The sequence below is a fragment of the Candidatus Hydrogenedentota bacterium genome, from assembly GCA_035450225.1.
Taxonomy (GTDB): domain Bacteria; phylum Hydrogenedentota; class Hydrogenedentia; order Hydrogenedentales; family SLHB01; genus DSVR01.
Genome location: DAOTMJ010000028.1, coordinates 1,392 through 21,750, shown reverse-complemented (window position 1 = coordinate 21,750; position 20,359 = coordinate 1,392). Strand labels below are relative to the sequence as shown.

Sequence of the window (20,359 nt, the reverse complement as noted above, 5' to 3'; positions counted from 1 at the left end):
AACAAATTCGTTTATGCTGGCGGGAATACAACAGGGCATGTCGCCTTTTGGCAAGGGTTTATTGCGCGGCGGCGTCAACGCGTTTTGCCTGGCGGGCGTTTTACAGGAGAAACGGGATAGTGCGCATCCGCTTGGACACACCGCGGCCGCGGTGTGGTCGTGTGTCTTTGGTTCAGAGGTATAGATGCTGCGAGGGTTAGCGATACGCCGGGCGTTTGTGGCCGGGGAACGGCTGCTGGCGCTGGGCGTCATTCTGGGCGTGGCGGCGTGGTACGGGGATCTTCTCCGTTATCTGCCGCGCGGCAAGCCGTCCGTGGCCGCGGCCATACCGGTCGAGCCGGACAGCGCCGCGGGTTCGCTGGCGTTGCCGAAGGCGCGCACGGAATACGATGGCCTCGTGGCCAGCGGCCTGTTCGGCCCCGCGGCGGCGGCGGTTCAGGAGGCGCCTCCGCCGCCCCCGGAACCGGACGAGAAAGACACCGAACTGCGTTTGCAGTTATGCGGCACGGCGGCCACGTCGCCGAAGGACTTGTTCGCGACGGCGCTCATTCTCAACCAGGATAGCGGCAAGGTCGGCGCGTTCTTCGTGGGCCAGCAGGTTGTTGAAAACGTGACGCTCGAGGAGATCCATCCGAAAAAGGTCATTCTGTTCAACAAAAACGCGAACCGCCGCGAAGTGCTTCGCGCCGAAACCGCGGAAACCGGCCAAACGCAGATGGCGTCGCGCGCGCCGAAGCCTTCGGCGCCGCCTCCGCCTCCGCCGGGGCCGGGCAATCGCATCAACCTGAACAAGACGGAATTGATCCAGGAGGTGGTGACCAATTACGCGGACTTGGTGACCCAGGTCCGGCCGGAGTTGTATCGCGACGAGTCGGGCAATATCGCCGGCATCACCGCGAACAACATCGAATCGGTTCCCCTGGCGAAGACGCTGGACGTGCGTAACGGCGACATTCTCCAGACCGTGAACAACGAACCGATCGACAGCCAGGAAAAAATCATGGAGATTATCAATAAATACCGGAACTCGAACACGTTCCGTATTGGCATTCTGCGCGATGGGAAACCGATGGTCATCACTTACAAGCTGGACTGAGGGAACGCTATGAACAGGACCTCGCATTATCACGGGGCAAACGTGGCCATGCGCCGCTGCATACGATGGGCGGCTGTCGCGTTTGCGGCATGTCTTTGGATGGGTTGGACCCATGCGCAGGATCCGGCGGAGAATGTGGATGCCGCGCCGCCTCTGCACGATGCGGCGCCTGTCGAAGAGACCATGCCCCTGCCGCCGGAAGTTCATGTGCCGCCCGTCGAAGCGCCCGTCGAGGAGGACACCGAGATTGTCCAGCCCCAGGAACCGCCTGCTCCGCCGCCGCCCGCTCCGCCGCCGCGCGCGTTACCCGTGCGGCCCAAGCCCGTGCGACCGGCGATGAGGCCGAGCGAGATGCGCAATGCGATCCCGGCCATCCGCGGTTCGGGCCAGACCAAGGCGGAACCGTCCTCCGACGGGCCGGCCACCGAAGATCCCTTGCCCAAGGATGGCGCCACGCCCACAGAACCCATTTCCTTCGATTTCAACAATCAGGACTTGAGCGAGGTAGTCGCCGCCATCGCGCGCATGACCGGCAAGAATTTCGATGTGGATCCCTCGATTGCCGCCGCCAAGGTCACGATTATCACCCACAGCAAAATACCGCCCGAAATGGCCTACCAGGTTCTCCAGTCCATCCTGCAATCCCGCAATTTCTCGATGGTTGAAACCCTTGGCGGCAAGCTGGTCAAGATTGTCCCGGCAAACGATCTCCTCGAAAAGATTCCCATCAAGAAGGGCGTGGGCGATCTGCCCGCGGACATGTACGATCAACTTCAGACGCATGTCGTCCAGCTTCAGCACGCCGACAGCGCGGAGATCATGCCGATCTGCCAGAATCTCGGATCCAAGGTCGTGCAGGTGCATGCCTACCAAAAGACGAACACGCTGATTATCACCGATACAACCGACGGACTCCGCCGTATTTTTACCTTTATCGAGGAGGTGGACGTTCCCGGTTTCGACAGCGAGATGGAAATTTTCACGCTTGAATATTCTCGGGCCGAGGTCCTGGCGCAGCAGATTCAGGAAGTCCTGTTGGGCAGCGCGGGCGGTGCGCCGCGTCCCGGTCAGCCGGCCGTTGCCCGGCCGCCCCAGCCGGTGGTGCGTCCCTCGACGCGGCCGACCGTGCCCGGACAGAGTGTCTCGACTGTTACGGGCAGCCGCGACGAAACGCTTCGCATCGTACCCGATGATCGTCTCAATTCGCTTATCGTCGTCGCCAGTGCGGAGTTGATGAAGCGCGTGCGCGACCTCGTCGCCAAACTCGACACTCCCACGCCCTATGAAGCGAACAACATGAACATCTACAAGCTGCTCAACGCCGATTCCGAGAAGGTCGAGAAGGCCCTAAACGCCATTCTCGGCACCGGCCCCCGGCAGGGCACCGAAAAAGCGCCCGCCCAATCGGGCGAGATCCAGCCCTTTGAAAAGAAAGTCATTGTAACCCGCTACGAGGAAAACAATTCGCTGATCATCCTGGCGTCGCCACAGGACTACAAGTTGATCAAGGAAATCATCGCGCAATTGGACATTCCCCAACGGCAGGTGCTGGTCGAATCCATCATCATGAACGTCACGCTCAACGACAAGTTTGAACTCAACGTCAACGCAGCGAGCCTGACGGGTAGTGACGGATTCGTCACCACCGGAACCGACATGATGGCGACTCAGGCGACCGGTCTTACGACCGCGGCGGCGGGTCTGGCCTCGGCGACGACCGCCACGGGCCTTGCCAACCAATTGGCGACCGGCCAGATCGCGACGGCCGCTTCCCTGCTGACGCTGGCTTCCGGCGGCCAGTTCACCGCCGGCGTCTATCGGGATATCACGGCGATCATAGATGTCCCCGGACTGGGCAAGCGGCGCATCCACCTTCCCTTTGTTCCGCTCTTGATCAAATCGCTTCAAACGCTGACCGACACGGACATCCTCTCGCAGCCGAGCCTGACCACCCAGGACAACCAGGAAGCCAATATCGTCGTGGGCCAGGAATTGCCGATCGTCACGTCGCGGCCCACCTACACGAACCCCGGCTCAAGCACAATCGGCGGCGGAGCCAACCAGTACTACAATCCCTATTACGGATACGGGGCGAGTTCCGTGACGCGGCAGGACGTCGGCGTGAAGATGAAAGTCAAGCCGCATATCAACGAAGGCGACTACATCTCGCTCGAAACGGAAATCGAGGTCTCGTCGCAGGCGACCAACAGTTCGATAGACGCCAACAACCTTGGGCCCACCCTGAACAAATCGAAGGTGACGAACAACGTGGTCGTCAAGGACGGCTGCACGGGCGTCATCGGCGGGTTGATCACCGAATCCACCAGCCACACGAAAAACCAGACGCCGATCCTGGGCAGCCTGCCGTTGATCGGATGGGCGTTCGGGAGCAAGAACAACAGCCGGAACAAGCAGAACATGGTCGTGTTGGTGACGCCTCACATCATCAAGGAAGGGGCCGATCTCGACCGGATTTCCCAGTACAAAATGAAAGAATTCCACGACGAGAACGTGGATATCCTGTTCCAAAAGGGGATTATCAAAAAGGTCAGAAAAGGCAGCCACATGCGCAACACGCACCGACCCAGCGTCGAGCGCACCGAGAAAATGATGGAAAATAAGGAAACATTCGGCCGCGGGGATATCGAAAGGTAAACGATGGCCAGCACGCAAGAACAGGAACTGGCCGGCATCCTGCTCGAATTGGGCTATGTCCACCAGGAACAGATCAACGAGGCGCTCGAATTGCAAAAGATCCGCCCCAAGCGCCTCGACGCCCTGCTGTCGGATTTGGGGTACGTGCAGGAAGACCATCTTCTCGAGGCCCTTGGCCGGCAGTACGGCATGCCGTTCGAGCCCAACATCCAAAAACAGGTGGACACGTCGCTGACGACGAAGGTGCCCATCAACTTTATCCGCGAATACCAGATGGTGCCGTACCAACGCAACGGCGCCGGTTACTACGTGGCGCTGCACGATCCGGCCAATCTTTTGCCGCTCGACGACCTGCGCCTGCTCCTGAACGGACCCGTCCAGCCGGTCCTGTGCCGCAAGGCAGACATCCAGGCGATTATAGACAACTACTTCGAGCAGCAGGGGGAGAGCGCCGCGGACATGATCGGCACGATCGCCATGAGCGAGGAGGAAGGCGAGACGGCCTATCAGACGCTCGACGCCCTCGAATCGGAGCGCGATCTGCTGGATCTGGCCAACGAGGCGCCGATCATCCGCCTTATCAACCTGCTGATTTCCGGCGCCGTCCGCGAACGCGCCTCCGATATCCACGTCGAACCTTTCGAGCGCGACGTCCGCGTCCGGTACCGCATTGACGGCGTGTTGTACGAGAAATTCGTCGTGCCGAAATCGCAGCAGGCGGCCGTCACGTCGCGCATCAAGATCATGGCGAGCCTGAACATTGCCGAACACCGCCTGCCGCAGGACGGCCGCATCAAGATCCGGCTCAGCGGCAAGGAAATAGACATTCGCGTGTCGGTAATTCCCGTGGCGCACGGGGAACGGGTGGTCATGCGCATCTTGGAAAAGGGCAATTTCCTTTTCAGCCTTGAGCAGCTCGGCATGTCGAAACTGGATTACAGCCTGGTGGACAAACTGATCACGCAATCGCACGGGATCATCCTGGTAACCGGCCCGACCGGCTCTGGAAAATCCACCACCCTGTATGCCGCGCTCCAGCGCGTGAACTCGCCGGACAAAAACATCATCACGGTCGAGGATCCCATCGAGTACCTGATGCCGGGCATCGGTCAAATACAGGTCCGCCCGAAAATCGGACTGACGTTCGCGGCGGGGCTTCGCCATATCCTCCGCCAGGACCCGGACGTCATTCTGGTCGGCGAAATCCGCGATCACGAAACGGCCGAAATGGCCATTCAGGCGTCGCTGACCGGCCATTTGGTTTTTGCGACGCTGCACACCAACGACAGCGCCGGGGCGATCACGCGCCTGATCAACATGGGCATCGAACCATTCCTCGTGACCTCTTCCACCATCGCCATCATGGCCCAGCGCTTGGTCCGCCGCATCTGCCCCGAATGCAAGGAAGCCTACACGCCCGATCCGGAAAGCCTGCGCGATTTGGGCGTTTCGGCGGACATGCTGGGCCATACGGTTTATCGCGGCAAAGGCTGCGAACGGTGTCAGGGACGCGGGTATTTCGGTCGCACGGGCATCTTCGAGTTGCTTGTGATGACCCCGCGCGTTCAGGAATTGACCCTGAAGGGCGTGGACTCGAACATCATCAAACGCGAGGCGATGAAACACGGCATGCGGACGCTTCGTGAAGATGGCGCCGCGAAAGTGGCGCTCGGCATGACGACGGTCGAAGAGATCCTGCGCGTCACACGCGACGACCTCATGGATGAGGTCATGGAATAAAGCCGCGCATCCGGCGGAAACCGGTCACACATCATGGCAATCTACGAATACAAGGCCATCATGAAATCAGGGCGCAGCACGCGCGGCGTGATTGACGCCGATTCCCCTGCCACGGCCCGCCGCAAACTTCGCGAGCAGGGACTTTTCCCCACGGAAATCGTCGAGGCGAAGGGCGACAAGGTTTCCGCCGTGGCGGCCGTCGAGGCTTCCCCCGGCGAATCGCGCCGCCGCCAGTTGTCCTTTGGGCGCGTTTCCGTTCGCGACATCGCGATGATGACGCGTCAATTTGCGGTGCTGCTGCATGCCGGCATGCCGCTGGTCGAAGCCTTGGGCGCCACCCTTGCCCAGACTTCCAAGCCCCGGCTCAAAAAGGCCCTCTACGACATCCGCGACAAGGTCAAGGGCGGCAGTTCACTGGCCGACGCGCTGGCCCGCCACCCCAAGGTCTTCTCCAGCCTGTACAGCAACATGGTGGGCGCGGGCGAGGCCGGCGGCGCGCTCGAACAGGTGCTTTTCCGGCTGGCCGACATTCTTGAACACCAGGCAAAACTGAAGTCGCGCATCATTTCGACGCTCATGTATCCGATGTTCATGGCGTTGTTTGCCGTCGGCGTCATCATCTTCATGATGCTCGTGATAGTACCCCGGATTACACTCATTTTCGAGAAACAAAAACAGGAACTTCCCGGCGTCACCAAGGTCCTGATAGGCGTGAGCCGGTTTATCGGCGACTATTGGTGGATCCTGTTGCTTGCGGCGGCGGGGCTTTTCTTCCTGTGGCGGATTTGGGTGGTCACGCAAGCGGGGCGCATGCGGTGGGACCGGATCAAACTCAAGGCGCCGGTCTACGGCGGGCTCCAAATCAAACTGATTACGGCGCGCTTTGCCCGAACCCTCGGCACGATGCTCGAAAGCGGGCTGCCGATGATGCAGGCCATGGACGTGGTCCGGACCGTCGTGGACAACCGGGTCATCGAAGAGGCGCTGGCCGAAGTGAAGGCGGGCGTGCGGCGCGGCAAGGATTTGGCCCAACCGCTGCGCGAGTCCGGACTGTTCCCGCCGATGCTGATCCACATGGTGGACCTCGGCCAGCGCAGCGGCGAAATGGAAGGCATGCTCCTCAAGGTGGCGGACACCTACGATGAGGATGTGCGGCTGGCCATGGACGCCATGGTATCGCTGATGGAACCCGTCATTATCGTGATTATGGGGCTTTTCGTCGGATTTTTGGTGTTTTCGATTTTGTTGCCGATTCTCAACATGAGCCGGCAGTTATAGGGCATGATACAATAGTGACGCGATCCTGTCCCCCAAACGGGGTGCGGGTTTCGTTTTTCAAGTATGGATGGGTGAAGGCAATCCGAAAGGAACGGGTGCGATGAATGCGGAGAGTGAAAACAGACGCCGCCGAAACCGGGCGGGCTTCACGCTGATTGAACTGATGGTGGTCATTTCGATCATCGCCATTCTGGCCACGATCGTGGGCTACAATGTTATCGGCGCGATGGACGACGCCTCGGTGGCCCAGGCCAAGTCGCAAATTCGGAGTTTCAAGACCGCCCTGCTGGCGTACCGGTTGAAATTCAACCGGTTTCCGACAACGGCCGAGGGGTTGGGCGCATTGATTGACAATGAAAAAGGCATCAAATTCCTGGATGCCGCTTCGATCCCCAAGGATCCCTGGGGCAATGAGTATCAATACTCCTCCGACAGTGCGCGCGAATTTCGCGTGATCAGCTACGGGGCGGACGGACGCCCCGGGGGGTCGGGATACGACGCCGACATTGACAGCAGCGGGGAAGAGGCCAAATAGCGTTCATGACGGCTGGCGTCCCGGTTCGTGAACTTGGCGGCCGATCGCAGGTTTTTTCGACCCGTTGCCGGAACGCCGGCAGCGGGTTTATGTTTGGAAAGAGGCAATGGCGCGTGGCTTTACATTGATCGAACTTTGCGTGGTGATCGCGCTGATCGGTTTTATCGCGGCGGTTTCGCTTCCGCAGTTGTTGCCGGCGATCGCCGTGAGCCGTCTCGACGGGGCGGCACGCCACCTTGCCGCGTTTACCCGCTATGCCGTCGCCTATGCCGCCATGGCGCGGACCCCCATCGTCATCCGTTTCGACCTGGACAAGCAGGCGTATTGGGCCTTCAAGAACGGACCCTCTTACGATGAAATGGCGGCGGCCGAATCCGAGGCGAATTATCCCGATCGAAAAGACAAGAAAACGTCAACGCCATCGTCCGATGATCCCCTGCATGGCAGCATGAGCGGGGGGCGGGGCGCAAGCATGGGCGGATTGGCTGTGGACGGCAATCTGGCGGAAATGTTCGACAATCTTCAGGACGGGGAGGGTCTGAAACGGGAGGACATGATCCAGCAGGCGCTTGAATTCCGGCAACGGTTCGACGGGTTTGCCCGGGCGCGCCTGATGGGCCGCGCCAAACAAATCAAGCGAGAAGGCATTCTCGACGAAATCGGTCCGCTTTTCGATAAACCGTTTCGTCTGGACGATTCCGGCGAGGAGGATACGGCCATCTATGATCCGATGCTCGAACGGACGAATGTCGCGGAGGGCGTATATATCGAAAAGGTACAGGCCGGCGCGGATGAATACAGCAAGGGCGAAGCCGATATCGAAATCGAACCGACGGGCCTCTTGCGCCCCGTATTGATCCATCTTACGGGGGAAGACGGGGATTCGTTGACCGTGGTGCTCGATCCGATTACGGGGAATACCCGCGTGACGGAAGGCAAGCGAAGCATGGAAGAGGTGCTCGGCGAGGGCGCCGTGCAATGAGAACCCATCCGCAATTCGAGCAGGGTATTGGTGGTTGTCGTCGGGCGGCGGGCGGTTGGGCTTGGCTTGCTCGTGTTGATGCTCATGTTCGAAACTCTTCCTTCCGCTGTCCGCCGTCCGCCGTTCTTCTCAAGGCGGACGGTTTCACGTTGATCGAAGTGATGGTGGCTCTGGCCATTTTGGGTCTGTCGGCGTTGGTTTTATTGGATGCCCATTTCAACGCCTTGCGCCTGCACGCCGATACGCGCGATCAAGTCCTTACACAGCAATTTATCGAAGAAGCGATGGGACAGGCCGAATTGCAGGTCATGGCGGGTTCGCTCAGCGGATCGGGCAACTTTGGAAACCGGTATCCGGATTATTCCTATTCGTTTGCCGCGCAGCCCGCCGGCACCCAGCAAGGATTACCGTTGTATGAGGTGGTCGTTTCGGTAAAAGGGCCTTCCTCCGGCACGGACACCCCGTCATCGGGCGAGACCCAAATGACGATGTATATCTACCACTTGGGACAATGACCATGCCAATGCGGATTGGGCAGACAAGAGGATTGGGCGGATCGGACGGCTCAGACGGATCAGTCGGATCCACTTTTCTTAAAACGTCTTGTTTCGCATCCTATACGCATGGCCGTTTCCCTCTTGTCGGAGAACCGAGAGGCGTGCGGTTTGGTTTTTTGTCGCGCCTGTCCGTTCGCGGTTCGCAATGTTCCGGATCGCGCGCCGGCTTCACGCTGCTCGAAATCCTCATTGCCATCAGCGTGTTGGTCATTGTGGTGGGAATCGTTTACGAATGCCTCGAGGCCGTTACCAACGCCACGGAAACCGCGCGCCTGCAGGAAACCGAACTGCGCGCCCGCGATTTCCTGCTTCGCAATTTTAGTTCGAGCCTTTCCTCCTTATATGTCGATCCGGGATTTCAGAACCCCCAATGCCAGCTTGTCGGGAAAAAAGGGACCGGCGGCATTGATTCGCTTGAATTTTGCTCCTCGGCGCCATTGATGGGCGGCGCCTCGGAACCGGGATTGCTGAAGCGGGTTACCTATGGCGAGGCGGAAGACAAGCCCGCGGAAGGCCAGGGCGCGTTCGCGGCAGAGACCGACGATCGATCCTCTCTGTTGTTCGAGGCCCGCGAACGTTTGATCCGCGAACCGTCCGAAAGGGTGGTGTTTGCATCCAGCGGTGCGCTGGAGCGGCAGTTGCGTTCCGTTATGAGTTCAGACGATTTGATTGAACCGTCCGGCGGCGTCACGCCCACATGGACCCTTCCGGTCGAGGCTGTGAGTTTTTTGTATTTCGATGGCAAGGACTGGCTGGAGGAATGGGATTCGATGGGCATGATGCGATTGCCTTGGTGCATCCGAATCCAAGTGAATTTTGCGCGGTCGCCGGATGAAGAGGCGGACGGCGGCCCACGGGCCTTGACCGTTGAAGACGAGGGCGATTTTCAGATGTATGTGCCCATTCCCATGGCCAGCGGCGTGCATACCGATGCCGCCACGTGGCTCCAGATCCTGCAAGGCACATCCGCGGGCGGTGTTTGGGGTGCGGGACCGGGACTGTTGCCGGCCACGGGCACGGGCGTTTTGCCGTCCACAACGGCTTCCCAAAACGCGAATACCGCGAACAACGCCCGGGAGAACCGCTGACATGCCGCCGGCGAACCACAAAAATCATCTTGCCCGGAGCGACGGCGGCGTGGCCCTGCTTGTTGTTCTGATGTTCATTCTGCTGCTCAGCGCCATCGTGGTGGAGTTTTCCTACGAAACGCAGGTGCAGGCTTCGCTGACGGGCAACCGGCGGGATGAATTCGAGGCGTATGTCGCGGCAAAATCCGCCGTGGCGCAGGGGCTTGCCCTGCTTGAATCGGATCTGATCCTGCCGCCGTCCAACACGGGCGGCGGTTCCGATCCGATGCGACAGGCATTGCGACAGTATCAGCAGCGCCAGGCGGGGCAAAATGTACCGCAGGCCGCTGCGGGGCAAACGCCCCCCTCCGACAGCATTCACGATCCATGGGGACAGGGTCTTCCCATGCAGCCCATCAATAGGGCGCGCATGCAATGTTCCATTGACGACGAAATGGGCAAACTGAATCTGAACGCGATGTTGATAACCGATGCGAACGGGAATCAGCAGGAAAACCCGGTGATGGTCAATGCGCTGCGGGCGCTGTTTCTTGCCATGGGTGTCGAGGATGATCCAACGGACGCCATCCTGGACTGGCTCGACACCGACAACGACACCCGAAGCAACGGCGCGGAATCCGACGAGTATCAATCGCTGGAATCGCCGTATTCCTGCAAGAACGGCCCGATGAATTCCGTTGAGGAATTGCTGCTGATCCAGGGGATTACCCCGGACCTCTATTTCAACTGCAATCGGACGGAAACGGGCGCGGCGCCGATTATGGATCCCATGCGGCCCGATCAGACGAATCCGGGGCTGTCGGATCTCCTGACAGTACACGGCGACCCGCAAGGCATTGTGAACGTGAACACGGCGCGGCCCGAGGTGCTGGAAGCCCTGATTACTTCCGCAAACGGCGGCAATGCGGCGCCCGTCGAGGAAATCGTTCGACGCCGCACGACGGAACCGTTCGAATCGCTTCAGATGATGCAGCAGGAGACAGGGTGTCCGCCGATTCCGTTGATGACTCCGGACATGCAGGCTGCCCTTGCGACCGGCGCTTCGGTTACCGCCGGTTCCCCCTCCGGCAAAGAACCAAAACAATCGCGGCAATCGCAACAACAGGCGCCGCTGGAAACGGGCGCCGATGCCCTCTCGGTGTCGAGCACCATGTTCAAGATTTGCGGCGACGGCGTCTGCAACGGCGCGATGGCGCGCATCGAGGCCTTTGTCTTCCGGACGCCGATGGAAGCGCGAAGCATGCAGACAAGCCCGCAGACGGCGGGGCGAAGTTTCAATGCCCGAAAAGTGGCCGGATTGAAGGCGTTCAATCCGGGGAGCCAGACGACGTCCTCGAATGCGCTGGAGGCTTTTCACATTCTGGATTGGCGCGTGATTCGGTAAACCGCAATGCGGTAGGATTGTCGAACATAGGAGCAACAGATGGCCCTAAAAGCGAAAATAGCGGCGGTCGAAATTGCCGGCGACGTGGTGCGGGTGGCTGTGGTCCGTTCGGGGCGCCGGCTGCCCAAGGTGCTTGCGCTGCACGAGGTCCGCGCCGAATACACCACGCCCGAGGAACGGCCGGAGGCGCTTCAACGGGCGGTTGCCGAAGCGGTTCGGCAAGTGAAGGGGCGTCCGGCGGCATGGGTGTTGTGTTTGTCGAGTTTCCATGCGATTGTCCGGACGCTGACGATTCCGTTTCGCCGCGCCCGAAAAGTGGCGGCGGCGGTTCGCTTTGAATTGGAACCGTATCTGGCGTTTCCGATCGAAGAGTTGAGCGTGGACTTTTTGCCCGTGATCGAAGTGGATCACCAGACGGACGTGTTGGCCGTGGGTGTACGGCGCGCGGTCATCGAGGAACAACTGGCCCTGTTGCAATCGGCGGGTATCGATCCCGAAGGCGTGGATTTGGATGCCATCGGGCTTGCGGGGTTGTGGAGAGCCGCGCATGCGCCCAAAAAGGGACTGCACGCCCTGTTGCACGTGGGGGAAGACGGAGCGGTGCTGTCCATTTTGAACAACCGCGCCTTGGCCTATTTTCGCCATCTGGTGACGACGCCGGACCGGCTGCCGCGGGAGACGCAGAATTCGATCCGGGCGTTTCTGGCCGGATGGCGCGGCGGCGGCGAGGTGGCTTCGTTGACGATTACGGGCCATGTTGGGGAAGAACTGCAAAAGGCCTTCGCCGACTCGTTTCCGATACCCGTTTCCCACGTGAATTGGATGGATTCGGTGAAGACGTTTCGCGCGGCGCAACAGACGTCGGGCGGGGGCATGCATCGGTGGGCCGGATTGATCGGCGTGGCTCAGGGAGCGGCCGGCGGCGGATGTTCGCTCAATTTCCGGCAGAATGGGCTGGCCTATGCCAACAGGACGAAGGATCTGGCGCCGCATGTGATGGCGTTGTGTTGCATGGTGCTGCTGGTCCTCGCCGGTATCGCGTGGCATTTCTACCACGGGCGATTCAAAAGCGTGGAAGAGGCCAGTCGCCTGCAAGCCGAAATACAGACTTTGGAGAGCGAAGTACTCGCCTTGCAGGGACAGGGTGTCAATGTGCCGACGGAATATTTCCAAGCCCCGATATTACTTGATATCTTGCAGGAAATCGCCGCGAAATTGCCCAACGACAAGGCCGCCGTCACGGAAATCCGCATCGAACGGCCCGATGCCCCCAATTTGCCGTGGATTGACATCAAGGGGGAGGTCAGGGACGATGCGGGGTTTAGCGCGGCCGTGGCGGCGTTGCGGCAGTCGTCGCTCTTTTCCATCGAAGAACCGGAATTGAAACTTGGCGAGGGACGATCCACGTTCAGGATTGTGGCGAAACGAAAGACTTCCTAGAGAAGAATGAAACAATCGTGGCGGCGGGCCGCCCAGCCGGGAAAAGGATGTCATGGCATCGAAAGAAACAAAGAATACGATACAACAGACACGATGGGAATCGCTGGCGTGCCTGATAGCCGTTATTTTTGTGGTGTTCATGGCCTTGTTCATCTATACCGGGCCATGGAAAAAATACCGGCAAGCCGAGGACCAACTCGATGAACTCCGCCAGCGCGTAACCCAGTTGAGCGAGGCCAAAAAAAGCGAATCGGCCCGTCTGCGGGGGCAAGAGCAAGTCATGGCCCTGTTGCGCGAACGAAAACCGGATTTCGATCTCTGGTCTTTTATGAATGCCTTGCTCACCGAAACCAACCTCAAGAACAGGGCCAATCTCGAAAACGCCAAGCCGCGCGGGGAACGACGGGAAGCGCTGGCGGACGTCGCCATGGTTCAGTTGCGCCTGACCGGTGTTTCGCTTGCCGAACTGACGGATCTCCTCCACAAAATTTACTCCAGCAACAAACTCATCGTCCTCTATCGCATGGATCATCTGCGATCCGCGGGCGACAACAAAGGGCTCGATTGCGACCTGACCTTTATGACGCCCAAGGCGCCGGCGGCATCCAACGCCTAGCGCCAAGGAAAACGCTCCCGATTTCCTCGGTGCGCGCCCTCGTTTTTTCTTGACATTTGCCGGCGTATCGTGAAGAATGACGCTGGAACAACTCGATGGGGAGGGGTTCTATGGCGTTTGTAGAGACATGTGGTCGCCGGTGGTCGGTGGTTTTTTTGAAACGACCCCGGCGGAATGGGAAAGTGTTGCCATTACCGGTTGGTGTCGAGGGGCATGAAAAGCCCTGTTATACTGCTAAATATGCCAAGTAAATTGTTGACAAAATTGATTGTAAGTACAGGAATATCAATATTGAATATCACTTTTTACATTGACAAAATCGGCTTGGATCTGGTAGGATAGAGACAGGCAACAGAGGACGCGAAAGCGATGGCTGGACAAGGGTATTCACTGTTCGGTCAACGTCTTGTTGAGCGCGGGATTATTACCCAAGAACAACTCAACGAGGCGATTCACCGCCAGCAGACGACGATGAGCAACCGGAAACTGGGAGAAATCCTGGTGCGGTTGGGGTACATCGCCAAGAGTCACATCACCGAGGGGCTAGCGGATCAACTTAACATTCCAGTCGTGCAGATATCGAATCTGGACATTCCCGAGCGCATCCGTGGAATGATTGATTCGAATATTGCGACGATCTACCGCGTGATTCCCTTGCGCGAGGAAGGGCAAACGCTGGTGATAGCCACCGCGGATCCGACGAACATCAACCGGCTCGACGATTTGCAGCGCCTGCTGGACCGGCCGGTGCGCCCGGAACTTGCCACGCCCGAAGAAATCAGTCATGCGTTGTCCAAATATTACGTACTGCAGGAAGCGACGGTGGAGACCATGCTGTCGTCCGTGAGCAGTTCAAGTTCGCTGAGCACGCTGAGCACCATGTCGAACATGGGGGGGAGTTCGGCGGTCGGTTCGCTGAGCAGCGCGGCGGGCAGCCTGAGCATGGACGACATCAGCCTGGACAGCATGAGCATCGGCCAGATGGACGTCGAGGCGGGCGCGTCTTCGGGCATCCCGGGATTGGACGAAGACGACGACGACAGTCCGGTCGTCCGTTACGTGTTCAATGTCATCATGGACGCGTTCCGGTTACGGGCGAGCGATATCCATTTCGAACCGGGCAAACGGGATGTGAAACTGCGTTACCGGATTGACGGCGTGATGCAGGAGATGCCGTTGCCTCCGAAACGCGCGCAGGCCGCGATCATTTCGCGCCTGAAAATCCTCGCGAACATGGACATCTCCGAAAAGCGCGTGCCGCAGGATGGACGCATCAAGATCAATCTGGCCGGCAAAATGGTGGACCTGCGCGTCAGCGCGTTGCCATCGTGTTACGGCGAAAGCATCGTCATGCGTATCCTCGACAAAAGCGGCCTGATGCTGGGGCTTGGCCAACTCGGATTCGTGCCCGAGGATCAGCGCACGTGGGAACGCCTGCTGAGCCATTCGACGGGCGTCGTGCTGGTGACGGGGCCGACGGGGTCCGGCAAAACGACGACGCTGTACGCCTCGCTGCACACGCTCAACAAGCCCGACGTCAAGTTGATCACCGTCGAGGACCCGGTCGAATACCAGTTGTCCGGCATCAACCAAGTACAGATTCAGCACGAAATCGGCTGGAATTTCGCGCGGGCCTTGCGCGCGATCTTCCGCCAGGACCCCGACATCGTAATGGTGGGCGAAATCCGCGACCTTGAAACGGCCGAAATTGCCATCAAGGCGGCGCTGACCGGCCACTTGGTCTTTTCAACACTTCACACCAACGACGCGGCCAGCGCGTTCATCCGAATGATAGATATCGGCCTGAAGCCTTTCCTCGTGGCCTCGGGCATCCGGGCCATTTTGGGCCAGCGGCTGGTTCGGACAATTTGTTCGAATTGCAAGGAGCCGTACAAACCGACCCAGGAAGAGGTGGATCGTCTGGGGATTCCGGGCGTGGATCCCAACAAGGTGGAATTGTTCAAGGGCGCGGGGTGCGACAGTTGCAACCACACCGGGTATGCGGGGCGGCTGGGCTGCTACGAACTGCTGGAAAATACCGACGAGTTGCGCAAAATGATTCTGGCGCATTGTTCGGCCATCGAGTTGCGCCGCGCGGCGCGTCTTGCGGGCATGGCCACCATGCGTGAGGACGCCTGGCGCAAGGCGCTTCAGGGCATTACGACGATTGAAGAAGTCAACAAACGGACCAAGATTGACGAACCGCTGCACCGGATCCAGCCGGTCGTGGCGGACACCGGCATGTGAGGAGAATGACCAATGGCGTATGACATGGTGAACCTGCTGCGAATGCTCATTGACCGCGAAGGGTCCGACTTGCACCTGACGGTGGACAACCCGCCGGTGGGCCGGGTCCACGGCCATTTGCAGTATTTCGGCGAGCATGCCCTGACGGCGGAAGACACCGAGCGGCTCATGAAAAGCATCGCGTCGGTGGACAATCAGCAGGAACTCCAGGAAGTGGGGGGATCGGACTTCGGCTTCGCGTTCGAGGACGTGGCCCGTTTTCGTGTTTCGATTTTCAAGCAGAAGGGCTACGTGGGCCTTGTGCTGCGCCTGATACCCCGCCAGATCCTGACCTTCGAGGAGATCGGCCTGCCGCCGACGCTCAAGGAAGTGATTACCCAGCCGCGCGGGCTGATTCTGGTGACGGGGCCGACGGGGTCCGGAAAGACCACGAGCCTCGCCACGATGATTGACTGGATCAACACGAATTATGACCATCATATCGTGACGATCGAAGACCCGATCGAGTATTACCACACCCACAAGAAGAGCATCATCATGCAGCGCGAGGTCGGCGTGGATGTTCCGACGTTCGCCGAAGCCTTGCGCCGCGTGCTGCGCCAGGACCCCGACGTGATTCTCGTTGGAGAAATGCGCGACCTTGAAACCATCGAGGCGGCGGTAACGGCCGCCGAAACCGGCCACTTGGTCTTCGGAACGCTGCACACGACCGGCGCGGTGCGCACGATCGACCGTCTGGTGGATGCCTTCCCGACCAACCAGCAGGAGCAGATCCGCACGCAGTTGGCCGGCAATCTGAAATCCGTGATATCGCAGACGCTCATTCCGAAAAAGAGCGGCTTCGGGCGCGTGGCGGCCTTCGAGATCATGATTTCCACGCCGGCCATTCAAAACCTGATCCGCGAAAACAAGTCGTACCGAATCACGTCGGCCATCCAGACCGGCCATAAATTCGGCATGTGTTTGCTTGACGAGCATTTGTTGTCGCTGTACCGGCGCGGCATTATCAAATACGAAGATGCGTTGGCCAAGGCGCAGTTGGCCGAGGAATTCGAGATGCAGGCCCGCGGCGCGGTGGGCGGCGAGGAGCCCACGAAGCCCAAACCCGGCGCCGGCGGCCGGTAGCGGACGAAACGAAGATGGAACAGACACAGGGCGTTTAGACAATGGCGGTTCGCGAAAAAAGACTGGGCGACATCCTGATCGAGCAGGGCGTGATATCTCCGCTCGAACTGGACGAAGCCACCCAGCGCCAACGCCTCACCGGCGAGATGATGGGCCGTGTGCTGGTTTCGATGGGCCTGTGCGAGGAACAGGACATTGTCGAGGCGCTGGGCATTCAGATGGGCATGGAGCGTGTGGACCTGCCCAAGTTGAAAATCCGCGACGAAGTCCTGCGCCGCATTCCGCCGGACGTGGCCCGGTTCTACAACATCGTGCCGATACGGGAAGTCAACGGCACGTTGGTCGTCGCCATGGCCGATCCGCTCAACCTTCGGGTGTTGGACGATCTCCGCCAACTGCTCGGCTGTGACGTCAAGGGCGCCATCAGCAACCACGCGGACGTCGCCGCCAGCATCAAGGCCAACTACACGTATGAATCGCAATCCATCCATGAAACGCTGAAGGAAATCGTCGCGAAGGTCGGCGATTCCGAACTGACCGAAGAGGAACTGGGCCAGCAGAAGATTATCGGCGACACGGAAAACCTCGTCGAACTGGCGCAGGAACCGGAAGTTATCAAGATCGTCAACCTCGTGCTGCTCGAAGCCGTCCAGAAGCATGCGTCTGACATCCATTTCGAAATCTACGAGGATTATTTCCGGATTCGCCTTCGGATTGACGGGGCGCTCGAGGAAATTGTCAGTCCGCCGAAAAACATGTCCCTTGCGCTGGTGTCGCGCGTGAAGGTCATGTGCAACATGGACATCGGCGAACGCCGCCTGCCACAGGACGCGCGCATCGAACTCAAGGTCGGCGACAGCGAGATTGACATTCGCGTGGCCACCCTGCCGACCCTGTTCGGCGAATGCCTCGTGATGCGTATCCTCGATCGCACCGCGGTCAAGATAGACCTCAAGGTGCTCGGCTTTTCGCCGGAGGTCAAAAAGAGCGTCGAACGCGTCATCGCGAAACCGAACGGCATTTTCCTCGTCACCGGTCCGACGGGTTCCGGCAAGACCACCACGCTTTACGCGTGCCTCAACGAGATCAATTCGCCCGAGGTCAAGATCATCACCACCGAGGATCCGGTCGAACTTCAGATCGAACGGCTGGTCCAGGTGCAAATCAAGGAGGAAATCGGGCTGACGTTCGCGTCCTGCCTGCGCGCCATCCTGCGCCAGGACCCGGACATCATCATGGTCGGCGAAATCCGCGACCTTGAAACCGCCGAGATCGCGGTCGAGGCATCGCTCACCGGCCATTTGGTGCTGAGCACGCTCCACACCAACAGCGCGCCGGAAACCATCACGCGCCTGCTCGACATGGACGTCGAGCCGTTCCTGATAACGGCGTCGCTCGAAGCCGTGCTCGCGCAGCGGCTCCTGCGTACCCTTTGCCGTCACTGCCGCGAAAAGTACGCGCCGGATCAGGAGGAAATGGATCGACTCGGCTTGCCGGAAGCATGGCGGAAAAACCCCAAATTGCGTTTTTACCGGCCCAAAGGCTGCCCCGGCTGCGATTTCAAGGGCTACATGGGCCGGACGGGCCTTTTTGAAATGCTCGTCGTGGACGAGCGCATTTGCGAAATGATCCTGGACCGCGCCATGTCCTACGAAATCCGCAAATATGCGCGGAAATACCAAGGCATGCGCACCCTGCGCGAGGAAGGAATCATCAAGTGCGTGCAGGGCATCACCAGTGTCGAGGAAGTCATCGCCCATACGGACGCCTATGACGATGAATGACAGGACGCCGCGCCGGATGGATGCTCCGGCGGCCGTGAAAGGAGCCGAACATGGCCAAGTATGCCTATAAGGCGCTGAACAAGGACGGCAAAGAAATCTTCGGCGTGATGGAAGCCGAAACACAGGCGCTCGCCATCAACGACGTGCGCACGCTCGGCCTTTACCCGACCATGGTCCGGCCCGCGACGAAGAGCGACGAAAAGCGCGCGCGCAAGGAAAAGGGCGGGATCAGCGAGTTCTACATCGGCGGGCTCAAGAGCAAGCAGATCATGCTCATGACGCGCCAACTGGCCACGCTGATTGATGCCGGCCTTCCGCTGCTGCGCAGTCTCAACGTGCTGATCCATCAGCAGAAACCCTGCAAGCTCAAGGACGTGCTCCGCGAAATCGCCAGCGACATCCAAAGCGGTTCGACCTTCGCCGAAGCCCTCGCCAAACACCCGAAGGGTTTCGACCGGCTCTATGTGAACATGGTGCGCGCGGGCGAGGTCGGCGGTATGCTCGAAACCGTCTTGAACCGCCTCGCGGTCTTCATGGAACGCCGCCAGGCGCTGAAACGCAAGGTGCGCGGCGCGCTCATTTACCCGATCGCCGTCATCGTGATTGCCACGGGCATCGTGAGTTTCCTGCTGGTCAAGGTCGTGCCCGTGTTCGCGGATGTGTTTTCGGACTTCGGCGGCACGTTGCCGGCGCCGACGCGGTTTCTCATGTCCGCCGGCGACTTCATGGTGTACCGGTGGTGGCTACTGCTGGTGATTATCACGTCGATCGTTGACGTGATCAAAATTTCGAGCAAAAGCGCGAAGGTCAACAGCATTCGCGACCGGGTGGTGCTCAAGGTTCCCTTGGTGGGCGACCTTATCACGAAGGTGTCCGTGGCGCGTTTCGCCCGCACCCTAGGCACGCTCATCACCTCCGGCGTGCCCATCCTTCAGGCCCTCAAGATCACCAAGGAAACCATCGGCAACGAGGTCATCCAGAATGCCGTCCAGAAGGTCCACGACAGCATCAAGGAAGGCGACACTATCGCGGCGCCCCTCGACGAATCCAAGGTCTTCCCCGCGATGGTGGTGAACATGATTGACGTCGGCGAGGAAACCGGCAACCTCGACGCGATGCTCATGAAAGTGGCCGATATCTACGACGCCGAAGTCGAGGCGGCGGTCGAGGCGATGCTGGCCCTGCTCGAACCGGCCATCATCATCGTTCTCGGCGGCATCATCGGCTTCATCGTGGTGTCGCTTTACCTGCCGATCTTCTCGCTCGGCGACGTGGTCAGCAACAGCGGCTGATGCCGCTTGGAAAGGCAATGACATGATGCACATTGGACTTGCAACAACACTCAATCGTAGAGAGGTACGAACGAGGGGAGGAGCGAATATGTCGAACAAAAGAGGTTTCACCCTGATTGAACTACTGGTGGTGATCGCCATCATCACCATCCTCGCGGCCACCGTCGCGCCGCGGGTGTCCAACTGGATCTCGCGGGGCCGCATGGCGCGTGCTACCTCCGAAATCCGAAACGCCGACCTCGCGCTCGTCAAAATGCTTGCCGACGCCGACCGGAAGGATTTTGGCACTTTCTTCAAACGAGCGGACACAACTGCCCCCGTGTCTTTCGGACTCGCCATGCTGGCCATGGCGAACACGTTGCCGGCGGGGCGCACGATCTACGATGTCTACACGGACATGTTCTATGAACTCCTGCGCCGTGGAAAAGACGCCACATTGACCGATCTCGTTCCCGCGGGCTATGTATTCGACGGCGATGTGGCGCGAAAATTGGGCACCAGTTACATGGATATTGGACGGGATCCATGGGGATCCAACTA

The 20,359-nt window shown here is 59.5% G+C and carries 16 protein-coding genes; all 16 read left to right on the top strand.

Annotated elements, in window-relative coordinates:
• Positions 1-184: 184 nt before the first annotated feature.
• Positions 185-1,096: a type II secretion system protein N gene (locus P5540_14155; GenBank protein HRT65960.1), complete on the top strand. Its 912-nt coding sequence runs from the start codon at positions 185-187 to the stop codon at positions 1,094-1,096.
• A gap of 9 nt (positions 1,097-1,105) precedes the next feature.
• The gene (gene gspD, locus P5540_14150; GenBank protein ID HRT65959.1) at positions 1,106-3,751 is read left to right on the top strand and encodes a type II secretion system secretin GspD; all 2,646 of its coding nucleotides are present in this window, start codon (positions 1,106-1,108) and stop codon (positions 3,749-3,751) included.
• 3 nt (positions 3,752-3,754) lie between these two features.
• Positions 3,755-5,491: a type II secretion system ATPase GspE gene (gspE, locus tag P5540_14145; GenBank protein HRT65958.1), complete on the top strand. Its 1,737-nt coding sequence runs from the start codon at positions 3,755-3,757 to the stop codon at positions 5,489-5,491.
• A gap of 33 nt (positions 5,492-5,524) precedes the next feature.
• Complete coding sequence (gene gspF, locus P5540_14140) at positions 5,525-6,769, top strand: type II secretion system inner membrane protein GspF (GenBank protein ID HRT65957.1); 1,245 nt, start codon at positions 5,525-5,527, stop codon at positions 6,767-6,769.
• Positions 6,770-6,869: 100 nt separating this feature from the next.
• On the top strand, positions 6,870-7,304 hold the full coding sequence (gspG, locus tag P5540_14135; protein HRT65956.1) for a type II secretion system major pseudopilin GspG: 435 nt from the start codon (positions 6,870-6,872) through the stop codon (positions 7,302-7,304).
• Between the two features lie 106 nt (positions 7,305-7,410).
• Positions 7,411-8,286 (top strand): prepilin-type N-terminal cleavage/methylation domain-containing protein, encoded by an 876-nt coding sequence (locus tag P5540_14130; GenBank protein HRT65955.1) that lies wholly within the window; start codon positions 7,411-7,413, stop codon positions 8,284-8,286.
• Positions 8,283-8,801: a prepilin-type N-terminal cleavage/methylation domain-containing protein gene (locus P5540_14125; protein ID HRT65954.1), complete on the top strand. Its 519-nt coding sequence runs from the start codon at positions 8,283-8,285 to the stop codon at positions 8,799-8,801. Before P5540_14130 ends, P5540_14125 begins: the two co-directional genes overlap by 4 nt.
• Positions 8,802-8,944: 143 nt before the next feature.
• Entirely contained in the window at positions 8,945-9,931 is a 987-nt protein-coding gene (locus P5540_14120; protein ID HRT65953.1) for a prepilin-type N-terminal cleavage/methylation domain-containing protein, read from the top strand.
• Position 9,932: 1 nt separating this feature from the next.
• The gene (locus P5540_14115) at positions 9,933-11,315 is read left to right on the top strand and encodes a general secretion pathway protein GspK (GenBank protein ID HRT65952.1); all 1,383 of its coding nucleotides are present in this window, start codon (positions 9,933-9,935) and stop codon (positions 11,313-11,315) included.
• Between the two features lie 39 nt (positions 11,316-11,354).
• On the top strand, positions 11,355-12,755 hold the full coding sequence (gene pilM / locus P5540_14110) for a pilus assembly protein PilM (protein HRT65951.1): 1,401 nt from the start codon (positions 11,355-11,357) through the stop codon (positions 12,753-12,755).
• Positions 12,756-12,807: 52 nt separating this feature from the next.
• A complete protein-coding gene (locus P5540_14105) occupies positions 12,808-13,371 on the top strand; it encodes a hypothetical protein (protein ID HRT65950.1) in 564 nt (187 codons plus the stop codon).
• A gap of 369 nt (positions 13,372-13,740) precedes the next feature.
• Positions 13,741-15,618 carry an ATPase, T2SS/T4P/T4SS family gene (locus P5540_14100; protein HRT65949.1) on the top strand — a complete coding sequence of 626 codons (1,878 nt, stop codon included), beginning with the start codon at positions 13,741-13,743 and terminating at the stop codon, positions 15,616-15,618.
• A gap of 12 nt (positions 15,619-15,630) precedes the next feature.
• Positions 15,631-16,743 carry a type IV pilus twitching motility protein PilT gene (locus tag P5540_14095; protein ID HRT65948.1) on the top strand — a complete coding sequence of 371 codons (1,113 nt, stop codon included), beginning with the start codon at positions 15,631-15,633 and terminating at the stop codon, positions 16,741-16,743.
• A 41-nt stretch (positions 16,744-16,784) separates the two neighbouring features.
• A complete protein-coding gene (locus P5540_14090) occupies positions 16,785-18,527 on the top strand; it encodes an ATPase, T2SS/T4P/T4SS family (protein ID HRT65947.1) in 1,743 nt (580 codons plus the stop codon).
• A 50-nt stretch (positions 18,528-18,577) separates the two neighbouring features.
• Complete coding sequence (gspF, locus tag P5540_14085) at positions 18,578-19,819, top strand: type II secretion system inner membrane protein GspF (GenBank protein ID HRT65946.1); 1,242 nt, start codon at positions 18,578-18,580, stop codon at positions 19,817-19,819.
• An 88-nt stretch (positions 19,820-19,907) separates the two neighbouring features.
• Positions 19,908-20,359: prepilin-type N-terminal cleavage/methylation domain-containing protein (locus P5540_14080; GenBank protein HRT65945.1), on the top strand; the 452-nt coding region annotated here is incomplete at its 3' end.